Raw genomic sequence first — 20,544 nt, forward strand, 5'->3', positions numbered from 1 at the left:
CTAGCCGGCTTCGCGGTCGCTTTCGACAACACGCGGCGTCGCGGCGACTTCGCCCGACTGGCGGGCCTGCAAACGCTCGGCCAAGCGTTCGATATAGTCGCGACGCGCGCCGGCACGAGAGAGCTTGCCTGAAGACGTACGCGGCAGCGTATGGGGTGCGACGGCCTCGACCAGGCATTCGACCCCGCATTCGCGGCGCACCAGCCCCTCGAGACGGCTGATCAGTTCCTGGCGGGCCTCAGGGTCGCGCACTCGACACTGAATAACGAGTACTGCACCGTCACTGCCGGACTCCGAAGGTGCGGCAAAGGCCAGTGCGTCGCCCGGACGCAGCTCTGGCTGGGCTTCAGCCAGCCACTCCAGATCCTGGGGCCAAATATTCCGGCCATTGACGATCAACAGATCCTTGGCTCGCCCGGTGATGACGATACGCCGACCAATGCGATAGCCCAGATCGCCTGTGTTCAACCAGCCATCCTCGGACAATACGCGGGCCGTTTCGTCTGGACGCTCGAAATAGCCGGACATGACGCTCGGCCCACGCACATGGACGTGGCCAACCTGGCGCTCGGCCAGATTCTGGCCGTCGTCGTCCCGGATTTCGAAATCGTACTCGGGCAGCACGACCCCGCATTCAACGAAACGGGCGACACGGTCTGTATCGTCGTCTTCAGCCGGGCGTGCCTGGCCCTGCTCGGCCAACGTCTCGGCATCGATTGTATCGATCACGAGCCCTTGGCCAATCGGGGCGAAACTGATCGCCAACGAGCATTCGGCCATGCCGTAGCAGGCCACGAAGGCACGGCGATCGAAGCTTGCTGGCGCTAGGGTGTCAGCAAAACGGTTGAGCGAATCCGCGCGAATGGTTTCAGCCCCGGCCCCGGCAATACGCCAGCTCGACAGATCGAAATCGTCGGCGTTGTGGCGGATCCGGCGCGCGCACAATTCATAGCCGAACGAGGGGCTGAACGAGATCGTGCCACGGTTGTTGCTGATCAAGGACAGCCATTGCCGCGGGCGCATAGCGAAATCGCGGGTCGCCAGGTAATCGACCGAGCGCTGGGAGGTTAGCGCCGCGAGCATGAAGCCAACCAAGCCCATATCGTGGTACAGCGGCAGCCAGGACACCAATCGGTCGTCGTCGCGCATCTGCACCCCCAGCTCGAGGATGCTGGACAGGTTCTGCATGACCTGCGCCTGCGAGATCACGACACCGCGTGGGAACTGGGTGCTGCCCGAGGTGTACTGCAGATAGGCCGTGCGGGTGACATCCTGAGCCGGCCATTCGGCCTCGGCACGTGGCAGTTCGTCCAGCGATTCGTAGCTGCCCAGATACGACAGGCTCAGGTCTTCGGCCGCCGAATCCAGAAAGCTCATGAACGGCTCGGGCGCCAAGGCCACATCGGCCGAGCAGCCCATCAGAAGCGAGCGCAGCTGGCGCGTATAGGCGTCACGACTGCCCAGACCAACGATGACCGGTAATGGCACCGGCACATAGCCGGCATACTGGCAGGCGAAGAAACAGACCATGAACCCCGGCACGGTGTCGGCAACCAATGCCACCCGGGCGCCTTCACCCAGGTTGAGGCTCATCAGTCGCTGCGCGACATCGCGCGCGCGCTGGCGCAGGTCAGCGTAACTGAGCACAGCGGACAGCGCGCCGCGTCCAGTGTAGAAGTTGAAACCTGTTTCACCCTCGCCCGCGTAGTCGAGCGCCTCGCCCAAGGTGGCAAAGTCGGCCCGACGCATCGATAGCCAGTGGTCTGTGGGCGTTGGCTTGTTCATCGATTTACCTGTTTTCTGAACGAACGTGGGCATCCACAACCGTCAGTGGCGTTTTCATACGGCGAGTTTGATGAAGCACAAACAGTGCTTGCCGATAGGCTAACCCAGTGGCTTTACGCCGAGGCCACACCCCGCCGTGCGCGGGATCGGCCGATCCGCTCACCATCAAAGATCGCAATTCATTCGAACCCGCCGGGCCCAATCCCCAATCGATCGTTGCTGCACGTGCCATCAATCCTGAAATCCTACTGCAAACTAACGCCTATTGCACTAAGCAAAGCGCTCGCGGGCATAGCGAACATAGGCCGCAAAGCGTTTATAAGCAAAAGCGAAGCCAGGGGTTTGATCAAGCCGGCGGGCTTATCGGCGCGGATCATGCCAGAAAATACGTGTGCATTTCGTTAAGATCGGGCTAAAAAAAGATGGGCTTGACGTTAGGGCAGCCGGCCCAGGCGCGAACCACCGCGCAAGCCACTTCTCGCTCACGCCCCGGGCATGGCAACTCGGCATATGCTGGGTCCAAGTAAAACTGTGTTGTCACAGGATGCTGCCAAGGTCCGAGTTCGGTAGCCGTTCGGCGTAGGCTCGCATGCCAAGCCCACGGACTCGCCTATTACCCGTCAAAAAGCGCCGATCAGCCGATATGTTCTGGCCGCATTTCGACGCCACGCTCCGAGCCGTTGTCCGAGCGCCCGGCGAGCCCGATCTGCGCCCTCGTCCGCAACGTGACGTTATTGCTGCGCCGACAAGCCATACCGCCCGAGTTCAGACATGGCCATCACCTGGGCAAGACTCAAGCGCTGCGTGAGCAGCCGCTCCTCGCGCGCTGCCCGGCGCGCAGGACCGTCTCCCATGACACGCGAGTGCGGCCATGCTGCATTGTCGTTCGCTGATGTCGCGCAACGACGCGGCGGGCGCCTTTGCTTGTCTTATCTTAAATCCGACGATCCATCGTCATTTAAAAAACGCTTGGCGCAGACTCGCACGCCTGACCAGCGACCGGCCCGGGCGCCGAGGCTCTAGCCGATCCGGATCGCCGCTGCGCTGCCTGCCCTAGCTCGGGTTGGTCGCTAGACCTGAGTGTGGCGTATATTGCCCGCGCGAGACCGACCGGGAAACCTAATGGCTACAGCCCAACCGACCCATCCGATCCAGATCACGCCAGTCGAATCGACTCGCGATCTCAAACAGTTCATTCGGCTGCCGCATGCAATCTATGCCGAGCGCGCCGAGTGGCGCGCCCCGCTCCATCTCGAGCGACGCATGCATTTATCGGAAAAGCAGAACCCGGCATTCGAGCACCTCGAGTGGCAGGCCTGGCTCGCCTGGCGTGGCGATGCCCCGGTCGGGCGCATTACCGCGCAGATCGATCGTCTGCGCCAGACCGAGCACGGTGACCATGTCGGCTATTTCGGCATGCTTGAGGCTTTCGACGACCCGGCCATATTCGCCGGGCTGTTGACCACTGCCGAATCGTGGCTGGCCGAACGCGGTATGCAGGCTGTGCACGGGCCGTTCAATCTGACCATCAATGAGGAGTGCGGAATCCTGATCGAGGGCTTCGACACGCCCCCGATGATGATGATGCCCCATGGCCGTGAGTACTACGCCCCCCGTGTCGAATCCGAAGGTTACGACAAGGCCGTCGATATGCTGGCCTACTGGATCGACCTCGACTTCGCGCATCCGGCGCCCATGCGGCGCCTGCTTGAGCGCTATGCCCCGCGTATGCAGATCCGCCCGATCGACCGCTCACGCTATGCCGAAGAACTCGAGACTCTACGCGACATCTTCAACGACGCTTGGTCGAACAACTGGGGGTTCGTACCGTTCACCGAGGCCGAATTTCAGGATATGGGCAATACGCTCAAGCTGCTGATCGCCGATGACCTGGTCCAGATTGCCGAGGTTGATGGCCAGCCCGCAGCTTTTATCGTTGGGCTGCCCAATCTCAACGAAGCCGCCCGTGATCTCAACGGCCGCCTGTCGCCGCTGGGCTTGGCCAAGCTGATCTGGCGGCTCAAGCTGCGCAGCCCCGAGTCGAGCCGGGTACCACTGATGGGGGTTCGCACGGCGTATCAGGATGGCCCGCTTGGCGCAGCCCTGGCTTTTGGCGTGATTGCTGCGCTCCAGACGAATCTGCGCAAATACGGAATGGCCAGCTGCGAACTGTCCTGGATTCTGGAGGGCAACAAAGGCATGCGCGATATCATCGAGCGGCTGGGCGCCTATCCCTACAAGACCTACCGGATCTATCAGAAGACATTGTGAGCGAAACCGAGTCAACACACGCGAACTGGGGCGTGATCGTGCTCGCGGGCGATCGGGGGCCGGATGATCCGGTCGCACAAGCCGGCGGCGCGCGCTGCAAAGCCATGGCCGATGTCGCCGGCCAACCCTTACTCGCCCGGGTGCTGGATGCCCTGAGCCGGTCCGAAGCCATAGCGGACTGCTGCGTGGTCGGACCGAGTGCCGACATCGTTGCCGATAATCCGGAATTGGCGGCCTTGCTCGAGCAGCGCGGCGTACGCTGGATCGCGCCCGAACCATCGCCGGTAGCCAGCGCCCTGGCCGGCTTGTCGGCACTGGGCGCCGACCGGCCGGCCCTGATTACGACCGCGGATCATGCCCTGCTCGATACCGAAATGATCGCTGCCATGTGCCGCGCGCGCCCCGGGGTCGATCTCAGCGTTGGGCTGGTCGACTATGCCCTCGTACGCGACGCCTTTCCAGACAGCCGCCGAACGGCCATTCGCTTTGGCGGCGAAGGGTATTGCGGCTGCAACCTGTTCGCGCTACACACCCCGCGCGGGCGACGCCTGGTCGAGCGCTGGCGCCGGGTCGAAACCCAGCGCAAGCATCCTGCACGCGTAGTGGCCGGCATGCTGGGCTGGGCCGCGCTGGCACGTTACGCACTGCGGCGCCTGAGCCTGGACGGGGCCTTTGATCGCCTATCCCGTCGTCATGACCTGAACGCCGTGCCGGTGCTGCTGGACGATCCGCGAGCGGCCGTCGATGTTGACTCAATCGCCGATCTGCGCCAAGTCGAGGCCATTCTTCGCGCGGCGCGCTGAACCGAAACACTGCAGTAACAGACTCTATTAATGGATCCTTCCCAAGCCCGATCACCCAAGGCCGCGCCGGAACACTCGCCGGCGGCCGTCAGTATATCCGCCTCCCAGCGGCTGGGCCTGATCTACAACACCCAGAGCGGCCGGCATCGCCGGCGCTGGGGGCGGCACCCGCTGCCGGAGCATGTACCGGCCGTCGAAGCCAACACGCCCGACGAAATCGAACGGGCCGTGATCGAACTGGCTGCGCAGAACGTCGAAGTCCTGGCCGTGGCCGGCGGTGACGGTACGGTGCAGTGTGTACTCGGCCACCTGCTCTTGGCGAGGCATTTCGGACGCCCGCCGATCGTGGCGCTGGTGCCGACTGGCAGCACCAACATGACCGCGAACGATGTCGGCTTCGTCGATGTTCGTCGCCGCGGCTGGCAGCCGCTCTGTGCCTGGGCCGAACAGGCCGGTAACGACCCCGCGGCGCTGATCGTCGAGCGCGAAGTGCTGCGGATCCAGGCCTCGGATAGCCAACCCCCGTTCTGCGGCATGTTCTTTGGTGCCGGCGCGATCCATCATGCCGTCCAATATACCCAGCAGCATCTGCATGGCATGGGCCTGCGCGGCGAAACCGGTCCAAGCCTGACTTTCGCCCGTTTTCTGAAATCGATCGTCACCGGCGATCGACGCCAGTTCTCTTCCATTCGACTGCGTCTGCGCGATGATCATGGCCATGCGACCGACGATCAGACCCTGTTGCTGGCCGCCTCGACGCTCAACCGTCTCGTGCTTCGTTTTCATCCGTTCTGGGGCCGCGAAACCGCCCCGATCGCCTGGACCGCGATCAGCCAGAACGCACCGCGCTTCGGCCTACGCTGGCCGCTGGTGGCTCGTGGCTGGGGCCGCTATCTTCCGAATCAGCCTTCGGCCGGGTATATCAGCCATAACAGCCACACTCTGAGCCTGGATTTCGACGACGGCTTCATCGTCGACGGCGAGTTCTATCGCAGCTGCCCCGAGGACGGCCCGGTGCGGCTGTCGATCGCCGGGGCCGTCCGTTTTCTAAGCCTGTGAACGGCATGTCTTGCGCTTTTATTCCGCCCGCTGAACTCGAGACCATCGCCGGGCGCTGCGAAACCGACCAGGCCACGGCACTGGCGCCGCTGATCACCGCGATCCACGAGCGACACGGCCAATCCGTCCGCGGCATTGTCTATTATGGTTCCTGTCTGCGCTCCGGCGATCCCTACGATGGCTTAGTTGATTTCTATGTGGTGGTGGATCGCTACCGCAACGCGCATCGACACCGGTTGAGCGCAATGGCCAACCGACTTCTGCCACCCAACGTCTATTATCTCGAGCGCGAGGCCAGCGCCGGCCGCCTACGCTGCAAGTATGCCCTGATCAGCCTTGCCGATCTGCAGCACGGTGTGACGCATGGCCGCCTATCCAGCCTCTGGGGGCGCTTTGCCCAACCAATGGCGATCGCGGATGCCGCCGATGAGCCAACCCGGCAGGCGCTGCGCCGCTGTTGCGGGCAGGCGGTCGTGACCCTGCTCAACGAAAGCCTGCCGGTTTTGAATCCGCCGGCAAAGCCGGCCGAGGCTTTCGGCTACGCGCTGGCTTTAAGCTATGGCGGCGAACTCCGAACCGAATCGGGCCAACGCGGCATGAGCCTGGCCGATCATGATCGGCCGGAATATGCCCGGCGCCTCCATGCCGCGCGCTCGAGCCTGGCGTTTGCTACCGAAATCGATGCCGAAGGCGAGCTGGCCTGGATGCCCAGCGACGAGCAAGTCAAAAGCGCCCAACGACGTTGGCAGGGGCGTCGGCCGCTCGGCCGCGGTGTATCGATCCTGCGCTTGGCCAAGGCTTGTTTCACTTTCGACAACGCCGTGGATTACGGCGCCTGGAAACTGGAACGCCACACTGGCGTTGCGATCGAAGTCACCCCCCGATTGCGGCGTTACCCGCTGATTTATGCCTGGCCGGTACTCTGGCGGCTCTATCGTCAGGGGGTGCTGCGCTAGCCCGAATTCATAGCCGCTTGGTGCAGCGAGATCCGAGCACAGCAGCGGCTTTGCCCTGGTTGGCACGCACCGCCCGGAGCCAACGCCGTAGCGTTTTGGCCCGGCGAGCAGACGGCCGATCCGACAAACCAAAGTCTACGGGGATTCGTCGAGCTCTCGGCTTCGACCCAAATTTCCGCTGCTCTTAAAAGCCGGCAGGTACCGGCTCGCCACGACCGACTCAGGCTGCAGCTACGGCCGGACGCGCGTTGATATAGGAAATCGGCAGCGAATCGCTGTCTTCAAAGGTGATTTCTTCAAAGGCACGCTGCTGTTCCAGGAGCGCCCGCACCAGCTTGTTGTTTAGCGCATGACCCGATTTGTAGCCGGAATAACTGCCGACCAAGCCGCAGCCCAGCAGGTACAGATCGCCGATCGCATCCAGAATCTTGTGGCGGACGAACTCGTTGTCATAACGCAGACCATCGGCGTTGAGCACGCGATAGTCGTCGAGCACGACGGCATTGTCCATCGAGCCGCCGCGGGCGAGATTGTTCGAGCGCAGATACTCGATATCCCGCATGAAACCAAAGGTCCGTGCCCGACTGACTTCGCGTACGAACGAGGTGGTTGAGAAATCCACGGTCGCCGACTGGGTCTCTTCGGCGAACGCCGGGTGGTCGAAATCGATCGCGAAGCTGACCTTGAAGCCATCGAACGGTTCAAAACGCGCCCACTTGTCGCCATCGGTCACTTGGACCGGGCGTTTTACGCGAATGAAACGCTTGGCTGCGTTAAGCTCTTGGATTCCGGCAGACTGGATCAGGAATACGAAAGGTCCGGCACTGCCATCCATGATGGGCAACTCATCGGTCGACAGTTCAACGATGGCATTATCGATACCTAGCCCTGCCATGGCCGACAACAAATGCTCGACTGTTTTAACTCGCACGCCTTGCTTATTGATCAGCGTGGTCGCCAGTGTTGTGTCCCCGACCGCAAACGCGTCAGCGGCCACATCAACCGGTGTGTCGAGATCGGTACGACGAAAGACAATGCCTTGATCAGCAGCTGCAGGACGCAATGTCATATAGACTTTCTGGCCCGTATGCAGGCCAACCCCGGTCGCACGGATCGGGTTTTTGAGCGTACGCTGTCGTAGCATGGGCGTCTTCCCTGGCAGCTTGGGTGCATAGGCCAGACGTCACGTCATCAGCCCGTCACACATAGTTCTTATATTACTACTTTAGTATAGAAGCAGTGCATGAACTTTGACTTAATCCACTGTTTCGCAATCGGCTCGTGCTAAAAAGCCGGTCAGCATAACACTGATCGCCCCCCCGCCGCCCGCAGGCGGCCAGGGGGTCAGGCAACGCAAGGACGACGGGTGCTAGTCGGCTTGGTTTCGCAGAAAGGCCGGCACGTCGAAGTAATCCATATCGACCGCCGTGTTTTCGCGGCCGTTCTGTTGGCGCGGCGACTGGCGAATCACGGTCGGCCGATCGAGATCCTCGTAGCGCATTTGCCCGGCGGCATCGCGCTTAACCGCCTGGGGCTTTTCCCGCTCCACCTGCTGCTGACCCAGCCCGGTGGCGACCACGGTAACGGTGATTTCGTCGCCGCTGTCCGGATCCTCGGCCATACCGATGATGACTTCGGCGTTGTCGCCACCCATTTCGGCCACGACTTCGTTGACGATCTGGAATTCGTGGATCCCGAGGTTTTCGTCGCCGGTCACGTTGACCAGCAGCCCCTGGGCGCCGTGCAACGATAGGTCGTCCAGCAGCGGAGAGGCCAGCGCGGCTTCGGCGGCCTCGCGGGCGCGGTCCTCGCCCTTGGCCGAGGCGCGGCCCATCATGGCCATACCCTGCACACTCATGATGCGACGCACGTCGGCGAAATCCACGTTCATGGTACCCGGACGGGTGATCAGGTCGGAGATACCCTGCACGGCATTGTGCAGCACGTTGTTCGCTGCCTGGAACGCGTTCTTCAAGGTGATCGACTTGCCAAGCGCGGTCAGCAGCTTCTCGTTCGGAATCACGATCAGCGAATCGACATACTGGCCGAGTTCGTCGATGCCCTTCTGAGCCACTTCCATGCGCTTGCCACGCTCGAAAGGAAAGGGCTTGGTGACTACGGCCAGCGTCAGGATATCCATCTCGCGGGCAATCTCGGCGACGACGGGCGCGGCCCCGGTGCCGGTACCGCCGCCCATACCGGCGGTGATGAACAACATGTCTGCGCCTTCGATGGACTCGCGAATCCGATCCCGGTCTTCTTCGGCAGCCTGGCGCCCCACGGCCGGATCGGCCCCGGCGCCGAGTCCGCGCGTGACGTTCATGCCCAGCTGTACCAGAACGTCCGCATCACAACGTTCCAGATGCTGCGCATCGGTGTTGGCACAGATGAAATCGACGCCGGTGATGCCGCCGGCCACCATCTGATTGACGGTATTGCCGCCACCGCCACCGACGCCGATGACCTTGATGACGGCCTGTTGAGTGTTTGTCTGATCCGCGAATTCAAATACTTCTGGCATCTTGCACCTCTTGCGTTGCCGTGCTTTTCCTTTCGGAAAATCGTTGCGTTCCTCGCGCCTCGGACGATCGCCCCTAAACTATTCGTTGAATAACTACCTAGAAATTGCCCTGGAACCAGGCTTTCATCCGTTCCCAGATCTGGGCAAAACCGTTGTCCGATTGCGACAGATCCATACCGCCGCTTTTCGGTTGTGTGCGATGACCGAATTCCAGAAGCCCCACACCGGTGGCATGGATCGGATTACGCACCACGTCGGATAGGCCTTGGACCTTCTGCGGGGTCCCCAGCCGTACCGACATGTGAAAGACCTCTTCGGCGAGGTCGGTCAGCCCCTCCATCTTCGACGAGCCACCGGTGATGACTACGCCGCCGGCCAGTAGATCCTCGAATCCGGACCGTACCAGCTCCTTATGGATGAGCATGAACAATTCTTCGTAGCGGGGTTTGATGACCTCCGCCAGCGTATAGCGCGATAGACGCCGCGGGGGCCGTTCGCCCACGCTCGGCACCTCGATCGCGTCGTCGTCGGTGATCAGCTCCGGCAGCGCACAGCCATAGCGGATCTTGATCTGCTCCGCGTGCTGGGTGGGCGTACGTAGCGCCACCGCAATATCGTTCGTGACCTGGTCGCCGGCAATCGGGATGACCGCGGTATGCCGGATCGAACCGTTGACGAACACGGCGATGTCGGACGTCCCCCCGCCGATATCGACTAGGGCCACCCCCAGATCCTTTTCATCATCAGTGAGTACGGCATAGCTGGACGCCAGCTGTTCCAACGACAGCTTGGACACTTCCAGGCCGCAACGCGCCACGCACTTCTGGATATTGTGTGCCGAGGTCACCGCCCCGGTGACGATGTGCACCTTGGCTTCCAAACGCACGCCCGACATGCCGACCGGCTCCTGAATGCCTTCGTTGTCGTCGACCGCGAACTCCTGTGGCAGCACATGCAGGATCTTCTGATCGGCCGGGATCGCGACCGCACAGGCCGCATCGATCACGCGCTCGATATCCGACTCGGTCACTTCCTTGTTGCGCACCGCAACGATGCCGTGCGAGTTCAACGATCGAACATGAGCACCCGAAATGCCGCAATGCACCGACTGAATGCGGCAGCCGGACATCAGTTCGGCTTCCTCCACAGCACGTCGAATCGAGTCGGTGGTCGACTCGATATTGACCACCATGCCTTTTTTCATGCCTTTCGACGGCGCGCTGCCAAGGCCGATGATCTCCAATCCGCCGTCGTTGGACTCGGCCACGATGCAGGCCACCTTGGAGGTCCCGATATCCAGGCCGACGATCAGATTGCGCTCGGGCCGTTTGCTCATCCCACAGACTCCTCATGACTCGCCGAAGGGGTCTCTTGGCGGGTGCCGCCAACGGCAAAACCATCGCTATAACGCAGATCGACATAGCCGGCCTCGGTCAGTGCTCGGCGTGCCTGGGGCCGCGCCAGCGCATAGCTTACAAACCGTTGCATACGTTCGGCGAGCTGGTGACGGCCAAGTCGTAATTCGAGCCCGTTATCCAGATGGGCCTGCCAATTTCCGCGTTCGTTCAATTTCAGCGACGCAAGATGTACACCATGACCGGCGAGGATACCGGATAGACGCCGATATTGTGCATAGACTTTTGCACTGTTTTCTCGAGGGCCATCCAATGCGATCAACCCCTTGGGGCGTTTTTCCGGTTTGAAGATTTGACCGTCGTCTGCGAGCACCCCGTGTTCGCCCCAGTAGGCGACCGGTTTGTGATCAACGATATGTACGACCACCCCGTCCGGCCAGTGACGCGATACGCTCACGTCAGTCAGCCACGGCTGGTGGGCCAGATCGTCGCTCAGGGCTTTGATATCGACATCGAAAAAAGAAGCCTTCAGATACGGCGCCGCGATCTGGGCGATCTTTTGGTCCGAAACATGCGCCGACTGACCACTGATATACAGACGTCGCGGCCCGGCGTTATCCGGCTTGATGCCCTGCCAGGTACAGGCGGCCACGCCCAGCAGCACAACCGCCCCCATGACGCCGTCGCGCAGGCGCCGCGAATTGAACCAGCTCATGTTGTGTCTCCTCGTACCGCGTTGGTCACAACGCTTGTGTCGCGAACGCCAGGCGCCGCGTGCCGTCCATGCCGATAGCGAAATTGAGTCGTGCGCTTCATACCTGCCCCGTCACGCCGTGCTCGGCGAACCGGCCGGCGACCGCACCGATATCGCCCGCCCCCAGGGTGAGCACGACATCGCCCTCGGCAACCAAGTCACCGAGCACGCCGTCGAGCCCGTGTACGTTGGATACGAACACCGGGTCGACCCGGCCACGAGCGCGTACCGCGCGTGCCAGTGCCCGCCCGTCTGCACCCACAATCGGCGCCTCGCCGGCGGCATAGACCTCGCAGAGCACCAGCACGTCTAGGTCGGCCAACACTTCGCAGAAGTCTTCGAACAGATCGCGGGTGCGGGTGAACCGATGCGGCTGAAAGACCACGATCAGACGTCGCTCGGGCCAAGCGTTCTTAACCGCCGAGATGGTGCTGGACAGCTCGCGCGGATGATGGCCGTAGTCGTCGACCAATAGCGCTGACTTACCGCCGAAATCGATCTCGCCGTGGACTTCGCAGCGTCGTCCGATGCCGGCGAAGCCGGACAGGCTGGCGCCGATCGACGCCATGTCCACGCCCAACTCGTGGGCTACCGCCGCAGCGGCCAGCGCGTTGAGCACGTTGTGCCGGCCGGGCAGGTTCAAATGCACCTCGAAGCCGGTTTCGTTGCCATGGCGCAGAGTAAAACGGGTACCTGCACCATCGAAACGCAGATTCTCGGCCCGAAAGTCGGCGTCGTGGTCGATGCCGTAGGTCGCGATCGGTCGGCCCACATTGGGCAGAATCTGGCGTACCACCGGGTCGTCAACGCACATCACCGCCAGCCCGTAGAACGGCAGGTGATGCAAAAATTCCACGAAGGTATCGGTGAGCTTCGAGAACTGTCCGCCGTAAGTCTCCAGATGATCGGCGTCGATATTGGTCACGATCGCGATCATCGGCGTCAGAAACAAAAACGAGGCATCCGACTCGTCGGCTTCGGCGACCAGATACGGGCCGGTGCCCAGCCGCGCATTGGAACCGGCGCCCAGCACCTTGCCGCCCACGATAAAGGTCGGATCGAGATTGCCGTCGGCCAGCAGCGAAGCAACCAGGCTGGTGGTGGTGGTCTTGCCGTGGGTGCCGGCCACGGCAATGCCGTAGCGAAAACGCATCAGCTCGGCGAGCATTTCCGCCCGACGCACCACCGGCACCAACCGGTCATGGGCCGTGACCACCTCCGGGTTGTCTTCGGCGACCGCGGTCGAGACCACCACGACGTCGGCCTCGGCGACGTTTTCCGCGGCATGGCCGATATAGATTTTTGCACCGAGACTACCCAGCGATTGCGTAGTCGTGCTGTCTTTCACATCCGAGCCGGTGACGGTATAGCCGAGGTTAATCAACACCCGTGCGATGCCGGCCATCCCGACCCCGCCGATGCCGACCATATGTACCGTGCGCACGCGGCGCATCGGCCGATGCATCAGCGGCTGGAAGCCCGGGTTCGTATCAGATGCGTCGAGCGTCATCATGCGGCCTCCAGGGTGCGGTAACAGGCATCGGCGATGCGCTGGGTCGAATCGAGCCAGGCCACGCTACGTGCGGCCTCGGCGCGGAGCCGTAACGCCGCGCGATCGCCGCCGAGCTCGTCCAGTTCGCCAGCCAGGCGCTCGGGCGTCAGTTCGGCCTGATCGATCAATCGCGCAGCTCCGGCATCGACTAGATAGCGGCCGTTGGCGCGCTGGTGATCGTCTACGGCGTAGGGGTAAGGCACGAGCAACGCGCCGACACCGGCGGCGGCCAGCTCGGCCACAGTCAACGCTCCCGAGCGACAGACCACAGCATCGGCCCAGCCATAGGCTTCGGCCATGTCATCGATAAACGCTGTCAGCTCGGCCTCAATGCCGTGTTTTTCGTAGGCCGCCTGGGCGGCCTCCAGGGTACGACCGGCCTGATGCCGCACCCGTGGACGCTTCGCGGCCGGTAGCGTCGCCAACGCTTGCGGCACCCGCTCATTGATCGCCAGCGCCCCGCCGCTGCCGCCGAGCACCAGCAGCCGGAGCGGCCCGTGGCGGTCGTGCCAGCGCTTGGCCGGCGTCGGCAGGCCGAGAATATCGTGGCGTACCGGGTTACCTACGGTCTCGGCGCCACGCGTTGCGGCGAAAGTCTCCGGAAACGCCTGTAGTACGGTCGCCGCCAGTCGCGCGAGTACGCGATTGGTTAGCCCAGCCGCGGCATTCTGTTCGTGGATCAACATGGGGATGCCCAGGGCACGCGCCATCAAGCCGCCCGGCCCGGCCGCGAAGCCGCCCATACCGATCACTAGCGCTGGGCGTTCCCGGCGCAACACCTGCGCGGCCTGCCAGAGCGCCCGGCTCATCGCGGCCGGCGCCGCCAGCAGCGTGGTCAGACGTTTGCCGCGCAAGCCGGCTACGTCGATGGTATTCAGCGTCAATCCCTCAGACGGCACCAGGCGCGACTCGATACCCGCCGCCGTGCCCAACCAAGATACCGTCGCCCCGCGCGCAATGAGCTCACGGGCCACGGCCAGTGCCGGAAAGACATGGCCACCGGTACCTCCAGCCATGATCAGCACATGCGGGCGCGTGCCGCTCATGAGCGGGCCTCGCGCAGTGCCTGGGTACTTTCCAGATCGACGCGCAGCAGCAACGCACACAGCGCACACATCATGACCAGCGACGAACCGCCATAGCTCATCAACGGCAGCGTCAGACCCTTGGTCGGCAGCAGCCCCATGTTGACCGCGATATTAATGAACGCCTGTAGGACCACCCAGGCCGACAGCCCGTAGGCTAGAAAACCCGAGAACATGTGGCCGGCATCGACCGCCCGCCGCGCGATCGCGAAGCCGCGCCAGACCACGATCGAGAACAGCACGATCAGCGCCAATGAGCCGATCAGACCGAACTCTTCGGCATAGATCGCGAACAGAAAGTCAGTATGGGTTTCCGGCAGATACGACAGCTTCTGCACCGAATTCCCGAGTCCGACGCCGGTCACGTGGCCACGCCCGATCGCGATCAACGACTGAGTGAGCTGGAAACCGCTGGCGAACGGATGCGCCCAGGGATCCGAAAAACTGATCAAACGCTGCATGCGATACGGCGAGGACAACACCATCATCGTCAGCGCGAGCGCCCCGCCCCCACCAATCACGAACAGATAACGCAGCCGTGCCCCGGCCAGAAACAGAATAATGCCGGCCACGGCCACCAGAATCGCGCTGGCGCCGAAATCCGGCTCCAGCAACATCAAAAAGCAGGCGATCACCAAAAAGACCATCGGCCGGAACAGGCCCGCCCAGGAGGTGGCCAATTCGTACTGGCGGCGCGAGGCATAGCCGGCGATATACAACACCAAGCAGAGCCGCGCCGGCTCGGAAGCCTGCAGCGCCAGCGGTCCGAGGTTCAGCCAGCGCTGGGCACCGTTGACCGAATGGCCGAGCCCGGGCAACAACACCACCAGCAACAACCCCAAACCGACGGCGAGCATGGTGAAAGTATTGGCCGCCAGCATCCGCATCGGGATATGCAGCACGATAAAGCCGACCACCAGCCCGATCAGGGCATATACGGCCTGCCGATAGAAAAAGTACATGGGTTCGCCGGACAGACGATCGGCGACCGCGACTGACGACGAGCCCACCATGACCAAGCCGAGCGCCGCAATCACGACCAGCGCCGACAGCAGCCATAGATCGGGCCGTACGCGCGGTAGATACGCTGCAGCCATCCATCGCTTCATGCCGCCAACTCCTGCACGGCATCCACGAATGCATCGCCGCGCGCCCGGTAGTCATCGAACTGATCAAAGCTGGCACAGCCGGGCGATAACAGCACCACATCGCCGCCTGCCGCGATTTCAGCAGCACGTGCAACCGCAGCGGCCAGCGTGGCGACCCGCTCGACAGCGGTATGGTCGGCTACGGCCGCCGCAATGACGTCTGCGTCCTCACCAAACACCAGAACCGCACGCGCCCGGCGAGCGGCCACCGGCCCTAGTTCGCCGAAGTCTGCGCCCTTGGCCTGGCCGCCGGCCAGTAATATCACCGGCGCATCCATGCCGGCCAGCGAGGCGAGCATCGCCCCCGGGTTGGTGCCCTTGGAATCGTTAACCCAGCGCACCCCGTTGACTTCGGCGACCAGCTGGCAGCGATGCGGCAAGCCACTGAAATGGGTCAGCCCGTCGCGAATCGTGTTTTCCTCGAAACCAAGGGTTTCGGCCAACGCCCAAACCGCGGCCGCATTGGCCACGTTATGCCGCCCTGCCAGCTTGAGGCGATGCGCCGCCAGCCAAGGCAGGTCGCCGCGGCCGAGTTGCAGCCCGTCCTCGGTATCCAGAATCCGATAGTCGGCATCCTCGGTCGTGCCGAAGCGCAGTAACCGGGCCGCGCCCGTTTCCATTGCCGCCACATGCGCATCGTCGCTGTTGAGCAGTGCCACCTCGCAGTCGGCGAAGACCCGCGCCTTGAGCGCGGCATAGTGCGCAAGGCTGCCATGACGATCGATATGATCGGGGCTGACATTGAGCACGGTAGCGGCCCGGCAATGCAGGCGCTGGGTCAGTTCGAGCTGGAAACTCGACAGCTCAAGCACATAAAGATCGACGTCGTCGGCCAGCAGATCCAGTGCAGGGGTGCCGAAATTGCCACCGACGGCTACATTCCGGCCGGCTGCGGCGGCGATACCGGCGATCCAGGCAGTCACCGTGGACTTGCCGTTGGAACCAGTAATCGCAATCACCGGGGCATTGGCCAGCCGCGCGAACCACTCGATATCCCCAATGATGTCGTAGCCGGCTTGGCGCGCTGCCTCAATCAACGGTTCACGCAAGTCCACGCCCGGCGAGACCACCACATGCTCGACCCCCTCGAGAGCCGCCGGATCGAGACCGCCGCTGCGAATCTCGACCTGTAGCCCTTGCGCGGCCAACTCGGCCGCGGCTGGCGGATGGACCCGGCTATCGACCACACGCACGCGCGCACCGGCAGCCGCCGCCAGGCGCGCAGCCGAGGCGCCGGTCGCACCGCAGCCGATCACCAGCACCTGGGTGTCGTTAAGTTGGGCGCGCCAATCGCTCATCGGATCTTCAATGTCGACAAACCGATCAGCACCAGGACCAGGGTAATGATCCAGAAGCGCACGATGATCTTGGGCTCGGCCCAGCCCTTGAGTTCGAAATGGTGATGCAACGGCGCCATACGAAAGACCCGGCGCCCGGTGAGCTTGTAACCGGCCACCTGAATCATCACCGATACCGTCTCGGCGACGAAAATACCGCCCATGACCACCAGAATCAGTTCCTGCCGCACGACGACGGCCACCACACCCAGCGCCGCCCCCAACGCCAAGGCTCCCACATCGCCCATGAATACCTGGGCTGGATACGTGTTGAACCAGAGAAAGCCCAGCCCCGCACCGACGATCGCGGTACAGAAGATCAGCAGCTCACCGGCGCCGTCGATATACGTAAAGCCGAGATAGCGGGAGAATTCTGCATGCCCGGTCACATAGGCAAAAATCCCGAGTGCGGCTGCAACCAGCACACAGGGCATGATCGCCAGACCGTCCAGGCCATCGGTGAGATTGACAGCGTTCGACGAGCCCACGATCACCAGATAGGTCCAGATGATATAGCCGACCCCCAGCGGGATCGCGACATGCTTGACCATTGGAATCAGGATGCTGGTCTCGGCCGAGGAGCCGGCCACCCAGTACAGCCACAGTCCGGCCAGCAGGCCGATGGCCGTCTGGGCGCCGTATTTTTCCTTGGCCGAGAGCCCTTTGCTGTTACCGAACTTAAGTTTGCGATAGTCGTCGACGAACCCGACCAGGCCAAAGGCCGCGGTCACGAACATCACCAACCAGACCCAGCTGTCGGCCAGATTCGCCCATAGCAGCGTGGAAGCCAGCACGGCGGCTATGATCAGCGTACCGCCCATAGTCGGCGTACCGGCCTTGACCAGATGGCTCTGGGGCCCGTCATCGCGTACGTACTGGCCGATCTGATGGAACGTCAGCTTACGGATCAGCACCGGGCCGAACAGAAAGCTGAAGATCATCGCCGTCAGCACGCCGAGAATCGCGCGAAAGGTCAGAAACTGGAACACCCGAAAGCCGGAGAACAGCGGCTCGAGCAGATGGGCCAGATACATCAGCATGCCAGGCCCGCCTTTGCCGAACGATCGGCTCGCAGCGCTTCGGCAACATAATCCATACGCGCACTGCGCGAGCCTTTGACCAGCACGATCACTTCCTTATCAGTCTCGGCCAGAGCGCCGAGCAGCGCGGCATTCAAACTGTCATGGTCATCAAACCACTGGGCGCCTTCACCGAAGGCGGCCGCAGTCAGACGACTGTGTTCACCGGTCACGAACAGCCGCTGGATACCGGCCTGGCGGGCAGCCAAACCGGCGTCGTGATGGGCCGACTCGGTATAGTCGCCGAGCTCGCCCATGTCGCCGAGAGCCGCCCAGCGCTCGCCCTGCTGCTGGCCGAGCCAGGACAGGGCCGCAGCCAGCGAACCGGGGTTGGCGTTGTAGCTATCGTCGACCAGGCGAGCGTCATGGGCCGCCGGCGTGATCGCCAGCCGCCCGGCCACAGCGGCCATGCGTGCCAGACCGGCAGCGATGGTCGTTCCGTCCAGGCCGACTGCGAACGCCACGGCCGCAGCCGCCAAGGCATTGGCCACGTTGTGGCGGCCAGCGAGATCGAGAACGATTTCGGTGCGCGCCGCCGGCGTATGCAGCATAAACCGGGCGCCGTCGCCATCGAGTTCGATCTGGCTGGCCTGAACATCGGCAGTCGGATCATCGACCGAAAACGTGACCACGCGACGGCCCTCGGCCAACTCCCGCCATAGCCCGGCGAACTCATCGTCGGCATTGATCACCGCGGTACCGGATTCCGGCAGCCGAATGAACAATTCGCCTTTGGCCCGAGCAATGCCTTCGCGCGAGCCAAAACCTTCCAGATGCGCCCACCCGGCGTTGGTGATCACGCCGACGTCGGGCCGTGCGATCGCGGCCAGCTGGCCGATCTCACCGGGATGATTGGCGCCCATCTCGATAACGGCCCGCTCGGCCGAGCCGTCCAGACGCATCAACGTCAACGGCACGCCGAGATGGTTGTTCAAATTGCCTTCGGTCGCCAGCGCCGGGCCGGCAGCCGAAAAGATGGCAGCGATCATCTGCTTGACCGTGGTCTTGCCGTTGGAGCCGGTGACACCGACCACAGGCCCGGCAAAGCCAGCCCGGGCCAGACGCGCAGCGCGGCCCAAGGCCTCGTACACATCGTCGACCACAAGCTGCGGGATTTCGGCATCCACCGGATGGGCGACCACTGCCGCAGCCGCGCCGTCCCGCCCCGCCTGAGCGACGAACTCGTGACCGTTGCTATGCGTGCCCGACAGCGCAAAGAACAAGGCGCCGTGAGTCATACGACGGGTGTCGATCGCGGCGCCATCGAATGCGCCATCGCGGCCGATCAGCCGCGCACCGAGGGCGGTGGCGAACTCGGACAGCCGGCCCTTCATGCGGCCTCCAATGCGCGGCGCGCAGCCACGCGGTCATCAAACGGAACTCGGTTTTCGCCGTACTGCTGGGTCGTCTCATGCCCTTTGCCGGCGACCAGCACGACATCGCCCGCCTCGGCCGCAGCGATCGCCTGGGCGATCGCTGCGGCACGGTCGTGCACGATGTCGTAGCGCGATGCCGCGGTCACGGCATCGGGAATACCATCGATCACATCGGCGACGATCGCGCCCGGGTCCTCACTACGCGGATTGTCGTCGGTGATCCAGAAGCGATCGGCATGAGCCGCGGCCGCTGCCCCCATCAGGGCTCGCTTGCCGCGATCGCGATCGCCACCACAGCCGAACACACACAACAGCCGTCCTTCGACGTGCTCGGCCGCGGCACTGAGCGCGGCCTCTAGTGCGCCCGCGGTATGGGCATAGTCCACGACCACGACGGGCTGGCCCTCGCGGCCGGCTACACGTTCCATGCGACCCGGCACGGTAGGCACCTGCGCCAGGGCACCGATGGCCTCGTCCAGGGGAATATCCCGGGCCAGCAGCACTGCCAGCGTCGCCGCCAGATTGTAGGCATTGAACGAACCCAACAAAGGCGTTTCCAGGCGCGCCCTACCCTTATGAGTCTCGAACTCAATCGCCAGACCGGTCGCGGTTGCCGCGAGCGCTGCGATGGATACGAAATAACGCTGGCGGACGACTTCTTCGGCCTGGCCATAGGCCATACGGGCTACGCCATCATCGGCCGCGGCCAGCCATTTGCGGCCGATCGGATCATCCATATTGAGCACAGCGAAACGCAGGCCCGGCGCATCGAACAGGCGACGCTTGGCTGCTACATAAGCGGCTTCATCGCCGTGGTAGTCCAGATGATCGCGTCCGATCTGGGTCAGCACGGCCACATCGAAGGCCACCGCATCGCTACGATGCTGCGCCAGCGCATGCGAAGACACTTCCAGCGCCGCCGCGGTATAGCCACTGGCTACCATGCGCGCCAGCCAGTACTGCATACGCGCGGCATCCGGCGTGGTATGGCTGGCCGCTGCCAGATCGTCCACGGCTCCGAAGCCGAGGGTGCCCAGGTAGCCGCAGCCGCCATGCAATGCGGCCAGCGCTCCGGCAATCAGCCAGGCACAGGATGTCTTGCCGTCGGTTCCGGTCACGCCCGCCACGAACAACGATTCGGCAGGTCGGTCATACAGACGGGCCGCGATGTCGCCGGCATGCCGAGACAGCTCAGGCACGGCTACACTGGGCACATCCAACGTCGGCGGTTCGACGCCGTCTGCCGGCTCCCAGGCGACCGCAGCAGCCCCGGCCGCGACCGCGGCGGACGCATAGCGCAGACCGTGTGTCTCGGCACCGGCGCAGGCTATGAATAGCGCACCCGGCCCGGCCTGACGACTGTCCAGCACAACATCGCAGATGTCGGCCTCGGGGACCGCCGAAACGCCGAAGCCCGCCAGCAACTGCGACAGGGTCTTGGATGGGCGAACGTCTTCGAGCAC

The 20,544-nt window shown here is 63.3% G+C and carries 16 protein-coding genes; 4 read left to right on the forward strand and 12 right to left on the reverse strand.

Features of this window, described 5'->3' with window-relative positions:
• Positions 1–1,785: a fatty acyl-AMP ligase gene (locus V5738_RS13810; RefSeq protein WP_423821392.1), complete on the reverse strand. Its 1,785-nt coding sequence runs from the start codon at positions 1,783–1,785 to the stop codon at positions 1–3.
• A 1,122-nt stretch (positions 1,786–2,907) separates the two neighbouring features.
• Between V5738_RS13810 and V5738_RS13815 the strand changes: the two genes are divergently transcribed.
• Genes V5738_RS13815 through V5738_RS13830 form a run of 4 tightly spaced genes read left to right on the forward strand, consistent with a single transcriptional unit; the run spans position 2,908 to position 6,874 of the window.
• Positions 2,908–4,056 carry an N-acetyltransferase gene (locus V5738_RS13815; protein WP_423821393.1) on the forward strand — a complete coding sequence of 383 codons (1,149 nt, stop codon included), beginning with the start codon at positions 2,908–2,910 and terminating at the stop codon, positions 4,054–4,056.
• Positions 4,053–4,859, forward strand: a complete 807-nt coding sequence (locus V5738_RS13820; RefSeq protein WP_423821394.1) for a nucleotidyltransferase family protein — start codon at positions 4,053–4,055, stop codon at positions 4,857–4,859. The genes V5738_RS13815 and V5738_RS13820 overlap by 4 nt, the downstream gene beginning before the upstream one ends.
• Before the next feature lie 30 nt (positions 4,860–4,889).
• Positions 4,890–5,918, forward strand: a complete 1,029-nt coding sequence (locus tag V5738_RS13825; RefSeq protein WP_423821395.1) for a diacylglycerol kinase family protein — start codon at positions 4,890–4,892, stop codon at positions 5,916–5,918.
• Positions 5,919–5,923: 5 nt separating this feature from the next.
• A complete protein-coding gene (locus V5738_RS13830) occupies positions 5,924–6,874 on the forward strand; it encodes a hypothetical protein (protein WP_423821396.1) in 951 nt (316 codons plus the stop codon).
• 220 nt (positions 6,875–7,094) lie between these two features.
• Here the strand turns inward: V5738_RS13830 and lpxC are convergent, their stop codons facing one another.
• From lpxC to V5738_RS13885, 11 genes are all read right to left on the reverse strand, one after another.
• Positions 7,095–8,018 carry a UDP-3-O-acyl-N-acetylglucosamine deacetylase gene (lpxC, locus tag V5738_RS13835; RefSeq protein ID WP_423821397.1) on the reverse strand — a complete coding sequence of 308 codons (924 nt, stop codon included), beginning with the start codon at positions 8,016–8,018 and terminating at the stop codon, positions 7,095–7,097.
• Between the two features lie 225 nt (positions 8,019–8,243).
• The gene (ftsZ, locus tag V5738_RS13840; RefSeq protein WP_423821398.1) at positions 8,244–9,395 is read right to left on the reverse strand and encodes a cell division protein FtsZ; all 1,152 of its coding nucleotides are present in this window, start codon (positions 9,393–9,395) and stop codon (positions 8,244–8,246) included.
• A gap of 97 nt (positions 9,396–9,492) precedes the next feature.
• Positions 9,493–10,731: a cell division protein FtsA gene (ftsA, locus tag V5738_RS13845; protein ID WP_423821399.1), complete on the reverse strand. Its 1,239-nt coding sequence runs from the start codon at positions 10,729–10,731 to the stop codon at positions 9,493–9,495.
• A complete protein-coding gene (locus V5738_RS13850; protein WP_423821400.1) occupies positions 10,728–11,465 on the reverse strand; it encodes a cell division protein FtsQ/DivIB in 738 nt (245 codons plus the stop codon). Before V5738_RS13850 ends, ftsA begins: the two co-directional genes overlap by 4 nt.
• Before the next feature lie 97 nt (positions 11,466–11,562).
• Positions 11,563–13,014 carry a UDP-N-acetylmuramate--L-alanine ligase gene (murC, locus tag V5738_RS13855; RefSeq protein ID WP_423821401.1) on the reverse strand — a complete coding sequence of 484 codons (1,452 nt, stop codon included), beginning with the start codon at positions 13,012–13,014 and terminating at the stop codon, positions 11,563–11,565.
• On the reverse strand, positions 13,014–14,102 hold the full coding sequence (gene murG, locus V5738_RS13860) for an undecaprenyldiphospho-muramoylpentapeptide beta-N-acetylglucosaminyltransferase (RefSeq protein ID WP_423821402.1): 1,089 nt from the start codon (positions 14,100–14,102) through the stop codon (positions 13,014–13,016). The genes murC and murG overlap by 1 nt, the downstream gene beginning before the upstream one ends.
• Positions 14,099–15,250, reverse strand: coding sequence for a putative lipid II flippase FtsW (gene ftsW, locus V5738_RS13865; RefSeq protein ID WP_423821403.1), 1,152 nt, complete (start codon positions 15,248–15,250; stop codon positions 14,099–14,101). Before ftsW ends, murG begins: the two co-directional genes overlap by 4 nt.
• A complete protein-coding gene (gene murD, locus V5738_RS13870; protein ID WP_423821404.1) occupies positions 15,247–16,587 on the reverse strand; it encodes a UDP-N-acetylmuramoyl-L-alanine--D-glutamate ligase in 1,341 nt (446 codons plus the stop codon). The genes ftsW and murD overlap by 4 nt, the downstream gene beginning before the upstream one ends.
• A complete protein-coding gene (mraY, locus tag V5738_RS13875; RefSeq protein ID WP_423821405.1) occupies positions 16,584–17,666 on the reverse strand; it encodes a phospho-N-acetylmuramoyl-pentapeptide-transferase in 1,083 nt (360 codons plus the stop codon). Before mraY ends, murD begins: the two co-directional genes overlap by 4 nt.
• A complete protein-coding gene (locus V5738_RS13880) occupies positions 17,660–19,039 on the reverse strand; it encodes a UDP-N-acetylmuramoyl-tripeptide--D-alanyl-D-alanine ligase (RefSeq protein ID WP_423821406.1) in 1,380 nt (459 codons plus the stop codon). The genes mraY and V5738_RS13880 overlap by 7 nt, the downstream gene beginning before the upstream one ends.
• Positions 19,036–20,544, reverse strand: a complete 1,509-nt coding sequence (locus V5738_RS13885) for a UDP-N-acetylmuramoyl-L-alanyl-D-glutamate--2,6-diaminopimelate ligase (RefSeq protein WP_423821407.1) — start codon at positions 20,542–20,544, stop codon at positions 19,036–19,038. The genes V5738_RS13880 and V5738_RS13885 overlap by 4 nt, the downstream gene beginning before the upstream one ends.

This window comes from Salinisphaera sp. SPP-AMP-43, from assembly GCF_049568105.1.
GTDB lineage: Bacteria > Pseudomonadota > Gammaproteobacteria > Nevskiales > Salinisphaeraceae > Salinisphaera.